Origin of the sequence: Pedobacter flavus (assembly GCF_036324285.1) — a bacterium.
In the GTDB taxonomy this organism is placed as follows: domain Bacteria; phylum Bacteroidota; class Bacteroidia; order Sphingobacteriales; family Sphingobacteriaceae; genus Pedobacter; species Pedobacter flavus.
In genome coordinates this window covers 327,865-344,698 of the sequence record NZ_JAZDQU010000001.1, presented here as the reverse complement: position 1 = coordinate 344,698, position 16,834 = coordinate 327,865, and the positions used below count along the sequence as shown (strand labels likewise).

At 32.1% G+C, this 16,834-nt stretch carries 16 protein-coding genes; 7 read left to right on the top strand and 9 right to left on the bottom strand.

All coding sequences use genetic code 11. The annotated features are described in order from the left end of the window. Positions 1-110 precede the first annotated feature (110 nt). From VRU49_RS01575 to VRU49_RS01550, 6 genes are all read right to left on the bottom strand, one after another. A complete protein-coding gene (locus VRU49_RS01575) occupies positions 111-896 on the bottom strand; it encodes an SDR family NAD(P)-dependent oxidoreductase (protein WP_330145015.1) in 786 nt (261 codons plus the stop codon). A 24-nt stretch (positions 897-920) separates the two neighbouring features. After that, positions 921-2,063, bottom strand: a complete 1,143-nt coding sequence (gene hemW / locus VRU49_RS01570) for a radical SAM family heme chaperone HemW (protein ID WP_330145014.1) — start codon at positions 2,061-2,063, stop codon at positions 921-923. Between the two features lie 74 nt (positions 2,064-2,137). After that, positions 2,138-3,166: an ACR3 family arsenite efflux transporter gene (gene arsB / locus VRU49_RS01565; RefSeq protein ID WP_330145013.1), complete on the bottom strand. Its 1,029-nt coding sequence runs from the start codon at positions 3,164-3,166 to the stop codon at positions 2,138-2,140. Further along, positions 3,166-3,783, bottom strand: coding sequence for a low molecular weight phosphatase family protein (locus tag VRU49_RS01560; RefSeq protein ID WP_330145012.1), 618 nt, complete (start codon positions 3,781-3,783; stop codon positions 3,166-3,168). The genes arsB and VRU49_RS01560 overlap by 1 nt, the downstream gene beginning before the upstream one ends. 17 nt (positions 3,784-3,800) lie before the next feature. Then, the gene (locus tag VRU49_RS01555) at positions 3,801-4,265 is read right to left on the bottom strand and encodes a DUF6428 family protein (protein ID WP_330145011.1); all 465 of its coding nucleotides are present in this window, start codon (positions 4,263-4,265) and stop codon (positions 3,801-3,803) included. A gap of 45 nt (positions 4,266-4,310) precedes the next feature. Then, the gene (locus tag VRU49_RS01550) at positions 4,311-4,640 is read right to left on the bottom strand and encodes an ArsR/SmtB family transcription factor (protein WP_330145010.1); all 330 of its coding nucleotides are present in this window, start codon (positions 4,638-4,640) and stop codon (positions 4,311-4,313) included. A 233-nt stretch (positions 4,641-4,873) separates the two neighbouring features. On the opposite strand from VRU49_RS01550, the gene VRU49_RS01545 reads away from it, so the two are divergent. Beyond that, on the top strand, positions 4,874-6,436 hold the full coding sequence (locus VRU49_RS01545; RefSeq protein ID WP_330145009.1) for a S10 family peptidase: 1,563 nt from the start codon (positions 4,874-4,876) through the stop codon (positions 6,434-6,436). A gap of 157 nt (positions 6,437-6,593) precedes the next feature. Continuing rightward, positions 6,594-7,556 (top strand): acetyl-CoA carboxylase carboxyltransferase subunit alpha, encoded by a 963-nt coding sequence (locus VRU49_RS01540; protein WP_330145008.1) that lies wholly within the window; start codon positions 6,594-6,596, stop codon positions 7,554-7,556. A gap of 70 nt (positions 7,557-7,626) precedes the next feature. Here the strand turns inward: VRU49_RS01540 and VRU49_RS01535 are convergent, their stop codons facing one another. Further along, a complete protein-coding gene (locus VRU49_RS01535) occupies positions 7,627-10,665 on the bottom strand; it encodes a glycosyltransferase family 117 protein (RefSeq protein ID WP_330145007.1) in 3,039 nt (1,012 codons plus the stop codon). A gap of 360 nt (positions 10,666-11,025) precedes the next feature. On the opposite strand from VRU49_RS01535, the gene VRU49_RS01530 reads away from it, so the two are divergent. From VRU49_RS01530 to pth, 3 genes are all read left to right on the top strand, one after another. Then, positions 11,026-11,970 carry a ribose-phosphate pyrophosphokinase gene (locus VRU49_RS01530; RefSeq protein ID WP_330145006.1) on the top strand — a complete coding sequence of 315 codons (945 nt, stop codon included), beginning with the start codon at positions 11,026-11,028 and terminating at the stop codon, positions 11,968-11,970. A gap of 69 nt (positions 11,971-12,039) precedes the next feature. Beyond that, complete coding sequence (locus tag VRU49_RS01525; RefSeq protein WP_330145005.1) at positions 12,040-12,621, top strand: 50S ribosomal protein L25/general stress protein Ctc; 582 nt, start codon at positions 12,040-12,042, stop codon at positions 12,619-12,621. A gap of 94 nt (positions 12,622-12,715) precedes the next feature. After that, positions 12,716-13,276, top strand: a complete 561-nt coding sequence (pth, locus tag VRU49_RS01520; RefSeq protein WP_330145004.1) for an aminoacyl-tRNA hydrolase — start codon at positions 12,716-12,718, stop codon at positions 13,274-13,276. Between the two features lies 1 nt (position 13,277). Here pth and VRU49_RS01515 read toward each other — a convergent pair whose 3' ends face one another. Continuing rightward, complete coding sequence (locus VRU49_RS01515; protein ID WP_330145003.1) at positions 13,278-13,949, bottom strand: LytR/AlgR family response regulator transcription factor; 672 nt, start codon at positions 13,947-13,949, stop codon at positions 13,278-13,280. Positions 13,950-13,964: 15 nt separating this feature from the next. Continuing rightward, a complete protein-coding gene (locus VRU49_RS01510; protein WP_330145002.1) occupies positions 13,965-15,497 on the bottom strand; it encodes a sensor histidine kinase in 1,533 nt (510 codons plus the stop codon). 122 nt (positions 15,498-15,619) lie between these two features. On the opposite strand from VRU49_RS01510, the gene VRU49_RS01505 reads away from it, so the two are divergent. Continuing rightward, entirely contained in the window at positions 15,620-15,979 is a 360-nt protein-coding gene (locus tag VRU49_RS01505; protein WP_330145001.1) for a Spx/MgsR family RNA polymerase-binding regulatory protein, read from the top strand. A gap of 58 nt (positions 15,980-16,037) precedes the next feature. Then, positions 16,038-16,790 carry a hypothetical protein gene (locus tag VRU49_RS01500; protein WP_330145000.1) on the top strand — a complete coding sequence of 251 codons (753 nt, stop codon included), beginning with the start codon at positions 16,038-16,040 and terminating at the stop codon, positions 16,788-16,790. Positions 16,791-16,834: the final 44 nt, after the last annotated feature.

The window sequence follows — 16,834 nt, the reverse complement described above, 5'->3', positions numbered from 1 at the left end:
AAATTAAATAAAATTGAAACCAAATAAGTTGATATTAATCAAGTTCTGGTCATTTATTGTTAAATATGCGCTTAAGTTGTTTATTTTTAGATTGTTAGGTGGTTTTTCTGTTAAACAACTTTTGCTTTTCTCATAAACTTGCTGAAAAATAAAGGAACCCATCGTTTTAAATAAACACCTAATACTTCCTTCCCCCCAATGTAAACTTCTTCTTTGTGTTTAGAAATAGCGCTGATGGCTTTTTTAGCAAAGACATCAGGAGGCATTCCATTATCTTGGGCATCGTCCATAGTCCCTTGTTTATTCCCAGATTCTGTTAAAGCATTAATGCTTACATCAGTTCTAATAAAACCCGGACAAATTATGGTAAATTTAATTCCACTTTCAAATAATTCTGCCCTTAAACTATCGAAATAACCATGTAGGGCATGTTTACTAGCTGAGTAAGTTGATCTAAATTTCGTCCCAAATTTCCCCACTAAACTACTAATACAAACAATTTGACCAGATTTTAAAGGGATCATTTTATTGATTAGTGCTTTACTCAAAACAACACTTCCCCAGAAATTAACATTCATTATTTCTAGTTCGGTTTTTAATGAGGTATTTAAGCCTAAACCACGCTGACTAACTCCTCCTGAGTTTATTAGTATATCTATTTTGCCAAAAAGATTCCACGCTTCATCAACTTTGTATGGAAACGACTCCGTGTTATTTAAGTCTAAATTTAAAATACGTACATTTTCAGGGTAGGCACATTTAGATTTAACTTCTTCTAACTTCTGTTGATTGCGGGCAGATAAAATTAATTTATCGCCTTTTTTAGAATAGTTAATTGCTAGCGCTTCACCAATACCTGATGAAGCTCCTGTTATCCAAATAATTTGTTGATCCATTTTGAAAGTTAGAAAATTATTTGATTAATTTTCAAAATCTTCCATTTCTAAAAATAAATCTGAAGCTACTCTATCGGCATATAATTTTCCATTCGCGGATAGATAAAAATTGTTGTTTTCTTGAACTAGATTTTCGTTTTTAAGATGTTTTTGGATGTTGTTGATAAAATGCTTTTTAGCGGAAAGTCCAAATTTCTGCTCAATATACAAAAGATCTAAGCCCCACATGGTCCTTAATTGCGTCATGATGTATTCGTTAAACTGGTCTGCTAAACTTAATATTTCAATAGTTTCTGCCAATTTATTTTGGAGTAAATTCTTAATATAAATGGGATTATTTGAAATATTATATTGCCTGCTTTTACCATCATAACCATGTGCAGATGGGCCAATTCCTAAAAATGGAATGCCTTTCCAATAGTTGGTGTTGTGTACAGCATATTTTCCTTCTTTAGCAAAATTGGAAATTTCATATTGCTCAAAATTAGCCTTTTGCAATGTGTTAACCATAAAGAGAAATTGTTGCGCACTTTGCTCATCATCAATATTGGGTTGTTTACCTAATTTAATGGCATGGGCCATAGCTGTTTTTGCTTCAACTGTCATGGCATAAGCAGATAAATGTGGGATATTTAACTCGATTGCTTTATTTAAATTTGAACGCCATTTCTTATCGCTCAGTAATGGGTATCCGTAAATTAGATCTATGGTTAGATTTTCAAAACCTTTATCCTGCGCTCTCTTAATGCTGGATTCTGCTTCCGAAGCATTGTGAGCTCTATTCATCCAAATTAAATCCTCTTCAAAAAATGATTGAACGCCAATACTAAACCTGTTGACAGGAAATTGCCTAAACATAGTAATTCGTTGGTTGTCTAAATCATCAGGGTTAGCTTCTATTGTAATTTCGCTATTTGAATTAACCGTATAATTTTTGAAAATGGTATTAAAAATTTTCCCGAATGCTGTTTCACTCAATAATGAAGGGGTACCTCCACCAAAATAAATAGAACCTATGGAGTCGTTAAATCTATTCTTTTTTAATATTAACTCATTACATATGGCTTGTACCATTTCGTCCATGTTGTTAAGCGTGGTAGAAAAATGAAAATCGCAATAATGACATGCTTTTTTACAAAATGGTATATGGATATAAATGCCAGCCATGTTTTTAGTTGTGGGAGGTGATTTGCGAACTTATAAAATGATAAATCAATTTAGGACAAAGATAAGCAAGTAGGTTAATAGTATTTTTTCTTTAACCACAAACTTGCTTTTACTAAGAGAATAAGTACCGGGACTTCAACAAGTGGACCAATTACCCCAACAAATGCTTGTGGTGAGTGAATGCCGAATACGGAAATTGCTATTGCAATGGCTAATTCGAAATTGTTTCCAGTAGCTGTGAAACTAATTGATGCATTTTTTTCATAAGCTATTCCTAAAGATTTATTCAGGAAAAAGCTAATAAAGAACATCAATATAAAGTAAATAACCAATGGAGTGGCTACTTTTAAAACATCCATAGGTAATTCTAATATTTTATCGCCTTTAAGGCTAAACATAAATACTATTGTAAAAAGTAAGGCGTATAATGTAATTGGTGAGATTTTTGGAATAAATTTATGATTATACCAATTTTCTCCTTTTGTTTTCATTAAAAAATAACGGCTTAGAAACCCTGCTGCAAATGGAATTCCTAAGTAAATACCTACACTTTTTAAAACTTCAACTACAGAAATGCTGATGTCGAAATCTGTTAAACCAAGTTTCCCAGGTAGTACATTAATAAAAAGCCATACAAGAAAACTATAACTTATAATTTGGAATATACTGTTTAAGGCCACTAATAGTGCGGCCAATTCTCTATCACCGCGCGCTAAATCATTCCATACTAAGACCATGGCAATGCAACGCGCTAAGCCAATTAAGATTAACCCTGTCATGTAATCAGGACTATTCCTTAAAAATAGAATGGCCAATCCGAACATTAAAATAGTGCCAACTACCCAATTTAATAGTAATGAAATAACAATAGTTTTTTTGTCTTTAAAGGCTATTGGTAGGAGAGAATAATTGACTTTGGCAAGGGGAGGAAACATCATTAAAATGAGTCCAATGGCCAATGGAATATTTGTTGCGCCCCAACTGAGTTTATTAGCAAATTTTGGAATTGATGGAAAAATATAGCCGATTAATATGCCACTAACCATGGCAATAAAAATCCACAACGTTAAATATTTGTCTAAAAATTTTAATTGTGGTTTCATTAACTAATTTTTATTCTTGAAAATATGTTCCACATTTCTATAGCAATTCCTAAACTTGTCTTTTTGTAAGTTTCTGCTTGAAATTGTGTATTATCGGAGATTTTTGGATCTTGATAGGGAATTGGAATTCTTTTTTCTGCTCCACCAATAAATGGGCAACCTGCGTCTGCTTCATTGCAATTTAGAACTGCTACAAAATTTGATGTAGGGTTAAATTTATTGTCAAATGTTTTGGAGAATCCAATTATCGGCAACGAATTCTCATTAAATTTTATCGCATAAACAGGGTTATTACCTTCAGCAATTTTAGATATTTCTAAACCTTGACTTTTCAGTGTTTCAATAATTGCGGGATAAATTGCGGTTACCTCAGTACCTCCAGAATAACAAATTACATTGGGGATTTTAAAGAATTCGGCAGCTATTTGGGCCCAAATTTGGGCTAAATGACTTCTTCTAGAATTATGAGTACAAATAAAATTGATATTTACATCCATTTTATTGTTTACTTTCTGCTGGACAAAATCTATTAATGGTTGTAAAATTTCAAGTCTTTCTAAAGAAATGTCATTTGATTTTTCAACCTTAGAAATTGTCTCATACAAGGAATTGTACATAATATTCTGATTTTAAGTTAACAACATCCTGAACCAGGCGTGCAACTATTTGTAGTTAAATTTTTCAATAGAATTTTAGGCTTTTGTGAAGGGATACCACAAGCATCTTCAGCCAAACATGCGGTTTTCTTGTTTTTTAATATGAAATGGCTTCCATTAAAGTCAAGATCATATTTACCAATGGTTGTAGATTGATATTCAACCTCAATTTCGGCATCTTCTATGTTTAATTTATCTTCAGAAAGCTTAATAATATTTAAAAGTTTTGCCGGTTTTAACCTATGTTCATAATCGTCTGCATCCCATAATTGGAAATTAACAGTTTTTTCTGTTCTAATAACGCCCCCACAATCAATGAAATTTTTAGTAACCTGACCTACTTCTGTAACGTGAAAATGCTCAGGAACAAAAGTGCCATCTTCTAATTTGAATTCTATATTTTTTAATGTGGGTAATAACGATTTAATGGTTGATAATTTCATGATATGTAATTTTTTAAATTTATAGTTTTAGGAATAAATCTGCATTTAGCAACATTCATTTAAGCTGAATTCTTGAGAGAAAAATTGGTTCATTTTTAATTGAATTTCACTCCAAACTGAACTATTAATACAATAACAAACCGATTTTCCTTCAATAGAACCTTTAATTAGTCCGATGTTTTTTAACTCTTTTAAGTGTTGTGAAATAGTAGCTTGTGCCAGACCCAATTCTTCCACTAAATCATTGCAAATGCATGCTTTTTGATTTAAGATATGTTGGAGAATAGCAATTCTTGCTGGATGGCCCAATACCTTGAAAATTGTTGCAAGGTTATTTTCATGTGCACTAAATATTTCTGTTTTAGTAATTCCCATTGATTATTGTTATATCGCAATATTACGATAATAAAAATTAATTTCAAAATTTTATTTAATCAATAGGCAGACTGGGTTCAAAAGAGTTGAGGGGGGGAATTTATTTAATACAACTAAAAACTAGGTTAATATAATCCATTAATAATAAGTTGTTTAGTTTAAGTAACATTTTTATAGTTATTTTTAATAATAATGATTTTAATAATCATATTTATATAACCAAAACAAAGAAAATGAAGAAAAAATTACTTGGACTAATGTTAATGAGCTCAGTTTATGCTTATGCACAAACACCTCAAAGAACTGCACAAACGTCTCCACAACCGCCATCTGGTACACAAGCAGCTCCTCAAAGAGAAGAAGCTAGATTAGTAACTGGAGGAAGAACAATAAATCCAGATCAAGTAGTTACTACAAATCATGAAGTAACTATTAGAGGTGCAAAAGTGCCATTTAAAGCTATGACCGGAACCATGCCAGTTTGGGATGAAGATGGAAAAGCGATTGCAGGATTATTCTACACTTATTATGAGCGTACCGATGTAAGTAATAGAGATGCTAGGCCGTTGGTAATTTCTTTTAATGGTGGACCAGGTTCTGCTTCTGTTTGGATGCATTTAGCCTATACTGGGCCATCTGTTTTAAAAATTGATGATGAAGGTTATCCAATTCAGCCATATGGTTATAAAGATAATCCATATTCTATTTTAGATGTTGCGGATATAGTTTTCATTGATCCTGTAAATACTGGATATTCTAGAACTACAGGTAAAGATGTTCAAACAAGTCGCTTTTTTGGTGTAAGACAAGATATAAAGTATTTAGCTGAATGGTTAAATACATTTGTAACCAGAAACAATAGATGGGCATCTCCAAAATATTTAATCGGAGAAAGTTATGGAACAACCAGAGTTGCGGGCTTAGCATTAGAACTACAATCTAATCAATGGATGTTCTTAAATGGTGTGATTTTAGTATCGCCTACCGACTTAGGTATTGAAAGAACTGGTCCGGTGGCACAAGCGTTAAAACTTCCATATTATGCAGCTACAGCGTGGTATCATAAAAAACTGCCTGCCGACTTACAGAAGAAAGATTTAACAGAGATGTTGCCTGAAGTGGAGAAATTTACTGTCGAAGAGCTTATTCCTGCAATAGCTTTAGGAAGTTCAATTGATCCACAGCGAAAAAAGAATATAATTTCGAAAATGGCAAGGTATTCTGGTGTGTCTGAAAAGGTAATTGCTCAAAGTAATTTAGATGTTAGTTTAAACTATTTCTGGAAAGAATTATTACGAGAAGAAGGATTTACAGTTGGTAGATTAGACTCTAGATATAAAGGTATTGATAGAGCTGATATAGGATCTGGCCCAGACTTTAACGCAGAACTTTTGAGTTGGGAACATTCGTTTACTCCAGCAATTAATATGTATTTAAGGAATAAATTAAACTATAAGACTGATTTAAAATATAACATGTTTGGTCCAGTTAATCCATGGGACAATACAGGAAATAGAACTGGAGACAATTTACGTCAAGCCATGGCGATGAATCCTTATTTACATGTTTTGGTTCAATCAGGTTATTATGATGGTGCATGTGATTATTTTAATGCGAAATATAATATGTGGCAAATGGATGCAAAAGGTGTATTTAAGGATAGAATTACTTGGGAAGGATATAGAAGTGGACACATGATGTATCTTAGAAAAGAAGATCTAAAATTAGGAAATGAACATATCCGTGATTTTATCATGAAATCTTTGCCTAAACCTGGAGTTCCTGCAAAATACTAGTAAAACACACAAATAACATGAGCCGCAATTTTTAAATAAATTGCGGTTTTTTTAAACAAAAAAATTAACTTTTAATTAGTTTTTAGATTCAGTTTGTAGTATCCTTAAGGTTTATTATAACTAATTGGAGATAATTATCTACTTTTACAGCCCGCTTATGGAAGAGATAAAAACAACATTTGATTTTGAAAAACCTGTTAGTGATCTTGTTCAACAGATTGAAAAAGTAAGACAGGTAGGAGAAAAGACAAAAGTAGACATGTCTGCAACGCTTGCTGAACTTAATGAGAAGTTGAAAGTAACCACAGAAAATTTATATAATAATCTTTCTGGATGGCAAAAAGTTCAGATGAGTAGACATCCGGATCGTCCACAAACTTTAGACTATATCAGTTTAATGTGTGATGATTTTATTGAGATGCATGGCGACAGGACAGTAAAGGACGACAAAGCAATTATTGGAGGATTTGCTACAATAAATGGCCAATCTGTAATGATTATCGGTCATCAAAAGGGTAAAAACACAAAGGAACGCCAATTTAGAAATTTTGGAATGGCGAATCCTGAGGGTTATAGAAAAGCATTAAGATTAATGCGATTAGCAGAAAAGTTTAATGTTCCTGTAGTTACCTTAATTGATACCATGGGTGCATATCCAGGGTTAGAAGCTGAAGAGCGTGGACAAGGGGAGGCAATTGCAAGAAATCTATTGGAGATGTCTGTTTTAAAAGTGCCAATACTTTGCTTCATTATTGGAGAAGGAGCTTCTGGTGGTGCTTTGGGTATCGGTATCGGCGATAAAGTTTATATGCTAGAACATACTTGGTATTCTGTTATTTCCCCAGAAAGTTGCTCATCTATTTTATGGAGAAGTTGGGATTATAAAGAAAAAGCAGCCGAAGTATTAAAACTTACCTCCGAGGATATGTTTAAGAACAAATTAATCGATGGTATTATAAAAGAACCATTGGGTGGTGCTCATCAAAACCCAGAATTAATGGCGGAAACTTTAAAAGAAGCTATTTCAAAGGATTTAAATGAATTAACTAAGGTTCCGACTGATAAATTAGTTTCTACACGTATAGATAAGTTCTGCGCAATGGGTGTAGTAGTAGAGTAATTAATATTTAAAACATATAAAAAATGCCCCAGAAAACTCTGGGGCATTTTTTATGGTCTATATTTTAAAACTACTCTGGAGCAAAGAAGGCAGAGAATCTATTTTCTAAACTATTGTAAGTTTTCTGAAGGTCGTCTGCCAATGCAGTTTCCCCATATTCGTTCGCTATTCTAGCCATATTTGCAAGGAAACTCATGCCAATTTGAATATTCTGAGAGCCTACCAAACGGTTTTTAGAATTAGAAACATCTGCTAAATAGGTTACTTCTTTAACTATAAAGTCTTTATTAAGCTTAATAAGTTGGTTTGCACGCTTATTATCTTTCAATTTATACAAGTTCTCAGCTAAGAAGTATTTGCCCATTGCAGACCTCATAGTATAATGTTTAAGGGGAAGTACCTCAAAATATTTATCAACTAGTTTTTTAGCTTTTTCGGTTTTTCCTTCAATAATTAATTCTTCAATTACAGCATTAAACATATTGCTAAGAATATTAATATCGTCGGTAGATTGATTGTCTAAATTTCTAGCATTCTTTAAATTTCCCCATTTAAACTTAGTCATGATATTAGTATAACTATCTTCAGTATTAACTAATTCACGCTGTATTAATTCTCCATTTTCGTCAGTTTGAATTTTAAATGGTAATAATCTTTTCGCTAACCCTTCTGTGTATAAGTAATTATCAAGTCCATTAAATTGTCTTGTTGGTACAGTGCTTGTAAAATAGATAGGTCTTTTCCAATTATTTTGAACAAGCATGTCGAACATTGCAAGATTTCCTTTTGTTAAATAATTACCTGGGAAAGTCCACTTCATTACAGAATCTATTCTACTAACTTGAGAAGCATCAACTTGACCGCTCTTAATTAAGTCTTCAGGGTTAATAGTTAATTTAAAATTCTTGGTAGGGAAAATGTTAGTTTTTTCGCCACCTTGTAATGTCATTTTATCAGCATCATTTTCAGATAACATAATATCAACAACTGTTTTAAGCTCAAGGTGTCCGGGAACTTTATAATCTTCAAAGTACAAAACGTCTCTAACGCCCTGAACAAATTGTTGTGGCTTCATAGATAATGGAATAGGATCAGATTCGTTCATAGGTTGTAAAGTGCCATTTATATACCAATCTGTGTCAAATAAGCTTAAATTAATTAACCTAATATCTGGTCTAATATTTTCAACTTCTTGGGCATACCACAGTGGGTAAGTATCATTATCTCCATAAGTGAACAAAATAGCATTAGGAGCGCATGATTCTAAATAATCTATAGCAATATCTAATGCAACTGTTCTATCAGATCTATCGTGGTCATCCCATCCTTCTGCAGCCATAATAATTGGAGCACCGAGCAAGCCAAATACTGTTGCACCAATAGCGGCTGTTTTAGCAGTTATCTTTTTCGATAACCATTCATAAATGGCCAAAACACCTAGCCCAATCCAGATAGCAAAAGCATAGAAAGAGCCAACATAAGCATAATCTCTTTCTCTAGGTTCTAAAGGCTTTTGATTTAAATAAAGCACAATTGCTAAACCTGTAAATAAAAACAATAGAGTTAATATTCCAGCGTCTTTTTGGTTACGTTTAAAATGCCAGAAGACTCCAATTAATCCAATAATTAATGGTAAGAAATAAAATCTATTGTAAGCATTACTTTCAGAAATAGTAGGAGGTAAATTAGTCTGATCACCCAAGAATAATGCGTCAATTGGCTTTATTCCACTCAGCCACATTCCTTCATAAATACTACCTTGTCCGTGAATATCGTTTTGCCTTCCTACGAAATTCCACATAAAATATCGCATGTACATTTGGCCAATTTGATATTTCGCCATAAAGCCGATATTATCAATTAAGCCTGGAAAATGAGTGTCACTGAATCCCATCATATCCTTATAATAAGCTATATGCTGGTCATTATCACTATACATCCTAGGTAAAATGGTTGTTTTCCCATAAACATATTCTGTTTTTTTACCTGCTATTTCGTATTTCACTTCACCTTTTCTATAAATATTTCCTTTTTCTTTAATATCTATCTTTTCAGAATTATAGTTTGGTCCATTTAATAATGGCCTATCTCCATATTGCTCTCTATTTAGATAGCTTAATAAAGCAAATGCATTATCAGGATCACTATTGTTAAGATTAGTATTGGCATGAGCACGAATAACTATCATCGCGAAAGCACTGTATCCAAAAAGGATTAAAACGGTAGATAGTAAAGCGAGATTTAATACTCTTTTTCTAGCTTTAATAGAATACCTTATACCTAAAAATAACCCTATTACAACCATCAATCCAAAAAATAGGGCGCCAGAACCAAACCCTAAGCCCAATGAGTTTACGAAGAAAAGGTCGAAATAAGCAGCAAAATAAACTACATATTGAACAATACCATATAAGATAAAAGCTAAAATTAGGACACCAATAAAAAATGTTTTAATAATGCCTTTATTGGTTACATTTTTTGTTTTTCTAAAATAATAGATATAAGCTAGAACAGGAATAGTTAATAAATTTAATAAATGGACTGCAATAGACATACCCATAAAGTAAGCTATAAACAACAGCCATCTATCTGCCCTTGGTTCATCGGCAACTGCCTCCCATTTAAGCATAGCCCAGAAAACAATTGCTGTAAATAATGATGAGAGGGCATAAACTTCGGCTTCTACTGCAGAAAACCAGAAACTATCAGAAAATGTATAAGCTAAAGCACCAACTACTCCGGCGCCCATTATTGCTATAATTTTAGTTTCATTTAAAGCTTCACCATTACGGGTAACCACTTTTTTAGCTAAAGCAGTAATCGTCCAAAATAAAAATAAGATAGTTCCTGCACTTGCAGCAGCAGAACCAAAATTCATCCAATAAGCAATTTTATCAGTTTGTCCGAATGCTAATAAAGAGAAAAATCTTTCAAACATTAAGAATAAAGGGGCTCCTGGTTGGTGTACCACTTGCATTTTAAATGCAGATGCGATGAATTCCCCGCAGTCCCAAAAACTAACACTTGGTTCTAAGGTAAGTGCGTAGGTAATCAATGCGATAGCAAAACAAACCCATCCAACTATATTATTAATTTTGTTGTATCTCATACTAATTTATGATCTGGTTATTCAAATAATTTCAGCCGAAAATAATTAATAAGATTCACAATTTTGCACAACTTACATTTTTTAACTTTTTGGTTGATGTTTTGGTAATGTTAAAAAAAGAATAAAAAAATTAAGATTTTTTCAATTTCAATTTGGAGATATGAAAAATCTGCTTACATTTGCACTTCCATTTCAAAGCAAGGATTTGCTAAGGAGATTGTCCGATAGTATAAGGGTAGTACAACGGTTTTTGGTACCGTTTGTCTTGGTTCGAATCCAGGTCGGACAACTGAATTGTTTCGGATTGTGTTTATACACAATCCGTTTTTTTTTATATAAGCATTTGATTAATCAAGTTTTATGCCTCTTCAGTTTAACCCTGTAAAAATTTTTCCAGGAACCGCTTCTAAATCTCTTGCGGCAGATATCGCAAAACATTATGGTAAACCTTTAGGCGAAGTTACCTTAAGTGTGTTCAGCGATGGTGAATTTCAACCTTCTTATGATGAAACCGTTAGAGGTTGCGATTTATTCATTATTCAAAGTACTTGTCAGCCGAACGATAATTTATTAGAGTTGCTAATGATGATTGATGCAGCGAAAAGAGCATCGGCGCATTATATAACTGCTGTAATTCCTTATTTTGGATATGCTAGACAAGACAGGAAAGATAAACCAAGGGTAGCAATTGGAGCGAAATTAGTCGCCAATTTATTGAAAGCTGCAGGTATTCATAGGATTATGACTATGGATTTACATGCTGCACAAATTCAAGCTTTTTTTGATATTCCGGTTGATCACTTAGATGCTTCTGTAATATTTGTACCGTATATTAAAAGTTTAGGATTAGAAAATTTAACCATTGCTTCACCAGATATGGGTGGTTCTTACAGAGCCAGAACATTTGCTAAATTTTTTAATGCCGAAGTTGTTATCTGCGATAAACGCAGAAAAAGAGCGAATGAAATTGAATCAATGTCAATTATCGGTGATGTAACAGGTCAGGATATCGTTTTAATTGATGACATCTGTGATACTGCAGGTACATTATCTAAAGCTGCGGCTTTAATTATGGAGAAGGGTGCTAAAAGTGTACGTGCAGTTTGTACACATCCAGTACTTTCTGGAAAGGCTTATGAAACCATTGAAAATTCTATGCTAACTGAACTTATTGTTACAGATACTATAGAATTAAAAAATTCTAGTCCGAAAATAAAAGTTTTAAGCACAGCAGAATTATTTGCTAAGGCAATTGTAAATGTAAACGAACACGGATCGATTAGTGATTTGTTTAAAGTAGTTTAAAATTGACAAATTAATTAGTAACTTTGCATTCCCAAAGCAAAAAGCTTTTGGATATAAAAAAATAATAATATGAAAACTATCGCTATTAGCGGTTCTCCAAGAGAGAACGTAGGGAAACGCGACGCTAAGGAATTACGTTACGAAGGTAAGGTTCCTGCAGTATTGTATGGTGGACCAGAACAACAACACTTAGCTATTGTAGCTACTGAATTTAAAGAAGCTATTTTTACTCCAGAAGTTAGTTTTATTGAATTAACAGTTGGTGGCAAAACTTGTAAAGCTATTATAAAAGATCTTCAATTTCACCCATTAACAGATCAGTTATTACATGTTGATTTACTTCAATTATTTGATGATAAAGAAATCACTATGGAAATTCCTGTAAGATTAGTAGGTGTTTCTCCAGGTGTTAAAATGGGGGGTAAATTAATTCAAAAATTACGTAAATTAAGAATTAAAGCTTTACCTAAAAATATGCCTCAAACTATTGATGTAAGTATTGAGAAATTAGAGGTAGGAAACTTATCTAGAGTACGTGATGTTAAAGCTGAAAATTTCATCATAACAAATACTCCAGAAGATACTATCGTTTCAGTTGCAATGTCTAGAGCTTTAAAACAAGCAGAGCAAGAAGCTGCTAAAGGAAAATAAGCTTATATATTTTATTAAAATAGCTCACAATTTATTGTGGGCTATTTTTTTGCCTTATTATTACAATTTATACAGTTTTTATTATCTTTCAACAATGAAATTTCTTGTAGTTGGTTTGGGAAATATTGGTCCCGATTATGTAGATACTCGTCACAATATCGGATTTATGATTGCTGATGGTCTTGCCAAAGATTTAGGCGGAGATTTTGATAATATTAAACTTGCCTATTATTCTGAACTTAGTTTTAAGGGTAAAAAAATCCATGTAATAAAACCTACTACTTTTATGAATCTAAGTGGAAAGGCTGTAAATTATTGGATGAAAGAGCTGAAAATTGCACCTGAGAATGTTTTAGTACTGGTAGATGATCTGGCACTTCCTTTTGGAAAGTTAAGATTAAAACTTCAAGGTGGTTCAGCTGGTCATAATGGGCTTAAAAGCATTGAGGAAGTATGTGGCGGACAAAACTATGCTCGATTAAGATTTGGTATTGGAAACAATTTTCCCAAAGGGCGTCAGGTTGATTATGTTTTAGGGAAATTCGACAAACAAGAAGTTAAAGATTTACCCATTCTTATAAATAGAAGTATCTCTTTAATAAAGAGCTTTGTTACAATAGGACCTGCGCTAACTATGACCGAGTTTAATAAGTAACTTAAATAGAAAAATTATAAGTTGTTCCAATCGGGATACATTTATTTTCTAGCCAAACATAGTTTTTGTCAAATTTTATTACCTGATCTTTAGCAACAATATAGGCTCGGTGTATTCTGCAAAATTTTTTCGGAGAAAGCATTTCGGCCATATCAGTTATCGTAACTCTTGTGCTTATAGTTTTGTTGTTTTTGAGGTGGATTAGTGTATAATTTCCTGAAGCTTCTAGATACAAAATATCAGTTAGTAATATCCTAATTTGCTCATAACCATCTTTTATAAAAATAGAATCACTAACAGAATCAGATTGATTTAATCGCAAATCATATATGTCTTTAGCTTTATTGCAAGCTTTTAAAAATCTAGGTAACGAAAATGGTTTTAATAAATAATCTAAAGCATCTAATTCAAAACTTTGAACAGCATGTTCAGAATAGGCTGTTGTGAAAATTACGATAGGCGGATTTTTAAGCGTTTTTAAAAAATCAATTCCATTTATATCAGGCATTTTAATGTCTAGAAACAATAAATCTACTTTGTTATTTTGCAAATGTATTATAGCATCAAATGCATTTGTGAAAGTGTTTTCTAATGTTATAAACGGGACTTTTGAAGCGTGCGATTTTATTACATCAAGCGCTATGGGTTCATCATCTATTGCTATAGCAATCATTATTGTTCTATTTTTTTAACTTAATTCTAAAGTTAAATGTATAAAGAATTCTTTTGCATTTTCTCGAATACTTAATTCATGTTTATTTGGGTACAAAAGAGCTAATCTTTGCTTTACATTTTGTAAACCAATTCCACTTTTATGTTGTTCTGGGTCATTTAATTTAATTTCGTGAACGCTATTTTGTACATCTAAAAATAAAGTAGAACCTTTTGTGTGTAATGAAATTTTAATATGAGAAGGTTGGTTTAATGAAATCCCGTGTTTAAATGAATTTTCAATAAATGGAATTAAAATCATTGGGGTAATCAATAAGTTGTTTAATTGAACGTCAATCACTGTATCAATAGTAATATTGGCTGTATTTGGTATTCTTAATTTTTGTAAGTCTATATAATTGTTTATATAATCTAAATCTCTAATTAAGGATATTTTATCTTGAACATTTTCTTGAAGCATAAACCGCATCATGTCTCCCAATTTTTGAATTCCTTCACCTGTTTTCTCTGCGTTTTCTTGTAAAGCTGAACCATATAATGTGTTTAGTGCGTTAAAAAGAAAATGAGGGTTTATTTGAGATTTTAGAAAACTTAGATGTGCGTCCGATTTGCCTAATGCCGTTTCTAATTCAAATTTTTCATTTGAATTATTATAAATATTCCACGCCCAAGGTGTTAAAATCAGTGTGGTCCATAATAACACTAAAATCAATATACTCATAAATTGAACTCCATTATAGCTTTTTATAGCAGCTATAAATGCAGTTGCCAGCATAGCAAGACACAGTACGACTACCCCAGTCCTTAAAAAATAAGTTGAATGAGTGAAAGATTTTACTTCGGCAGATGGAATTAACCAATGAATATTCAGCGCCATTATTATGGCGCTGTATGGAACGATGATGGCCCAAATTAAAGTTATAATTGCAGGGGTTCTTGAGCCTACAGCCAGAAAGAAAAATACCAATAACCAAACGAAAAAACCCGCAACATATTTAACACTGTTATTGTTGTTAATTAAGTTCTGGTTTTTATTTTTATTGAAATTGATTTCTATTAAATTTCCTATTAATATTTTTAGTAAAAAATACCCCAGATATATAGCTGAAAATACAAAAACCAGCACAAATGTGTCATAGAATATTTTGTTATAAGTGCTTTCTAAGTTTTCTATTCCTTCTTTTTCGCCAAAAATCCAGGCATCTGTGTATGTCGTGCAAATTGAAATCGAAAGAAAAGTAATTACGAAAACTAAAAGATAAAATATGGCCGTTTTGAAAATGGATTTTGTTCGATGATAATAAGGTTCAATTATGATAATAGATATCATTAATGCCGCGTATATTGTTGTTCCTATTACAATCGTTGGGACTAAAAAATTTTCTACAAAATCGTATTTAATATTGTATTTTTCAAATTTCCAAGAACCATAATTGTGATTTCCCCTCGTATTTACTAATAGGGTTATAATAAAAATGGCAAATCCAAAAGTTAATAGCCAAGCTTCTAACTTTTTAAAGTTTTCTTTTGTTAAAATTGTGTTCGACATATCAAAAAATTTGAGTACAAGTTTACACGCTATTGTGTCACATTTTGAAAAAATGTGATGAAGCTATTTAAAAATGTGACGGATTTTTGGTTACTTGTATAACTAATAAAAAATTAATTAATATGTCGACTACTTATACCCTTTACGGAATTCCAAATTGTAATACAGTTAAGAAGGCCATGGATTGGTTAAATGAAAACCAAATTACTTTTGAGTTTCATAACTTTAAAAAAAGCGGAGTAACAAATGAATTAATTAATCAGTGGTTTGATAAGTTTGGCGTAGAAAAGGTGATTAATAAGAGTGGGTTGACGTTTAAAAAATTAAGCTTAGAGGAACGAAATCAGCTAAATAGTCCAGCAGCTATTTCTGCGTACTTGATTGAAAACACCAGTGCCATTAAGCGTCCAGTTTTAATGAAGAAGAATGAAAGTTTATTAATAGGTTTTAATGAAGATGATTACCAAATATTATTAAAATAATGTTGTTAAAGTTTGTTAAACGACTGAAATTTGGATAATAAACATCTATTTTTATAAAATGAAAAAGTTGTTGTTTCTTGCTTTGATGATACTAATTTCAACTATTAGTATTGATGCTGTATTTGCCCAAGAGGTGGTAAATGGGAACGTTTATGATTATCAGAAGCGAACAACTCCACTTGAAAAGGTGTCCGTTAAAAATTTAACAAATAAATCCTCCACCTTTACCAATAACTTTGGCGCATTTCAAATTCCCGCTAAATTGGGCGATTTATTAGAGTTTTCTACCTTTGGGTATCATACAGACACAATCTATTTAATTGATTTAAAGCCCAAAAGGATTTACCTACCTACAAGAGAAAATCTTATTGAAACGGTAAATTTTGAGCAAACTAAACTTTCTCCTTATTTGCAACTAAAAGATCCAGATGCAAAGGAGTTTAAGCAGTTAATGACTGATGATGCTCGTGGAAAGAAAAATGACGATAGAGCTGGCGGTCTAATTTTTACTTTAGGTTATGGGAAATTTAGGAAGGAAAGATTAAAATTAGAAGCATTAGCAGAGAAGGAAAAGATTGAGGGTGAAATAGATGAGAAATTTAATGCAGAAAAAATAGGTAAGCTTTTAGAATTAAAAGGTCAAGAATTAACAGATTTTATGGAATTATATAGGCCAACTGTTGCTGAAGTGAAAGAACAACAGCCCTTTAATTACGATTATTATATCATTCAATCTTACCATAAATGGTTAAAAACGCCTCCTTCGCAAAGAAAGTTGCCAGCATTGCCAAAAATCCCTATTAAGCCTTAAATTAAATTCCAATAATTTATAAAATTGTGCTAATTTGGACAATT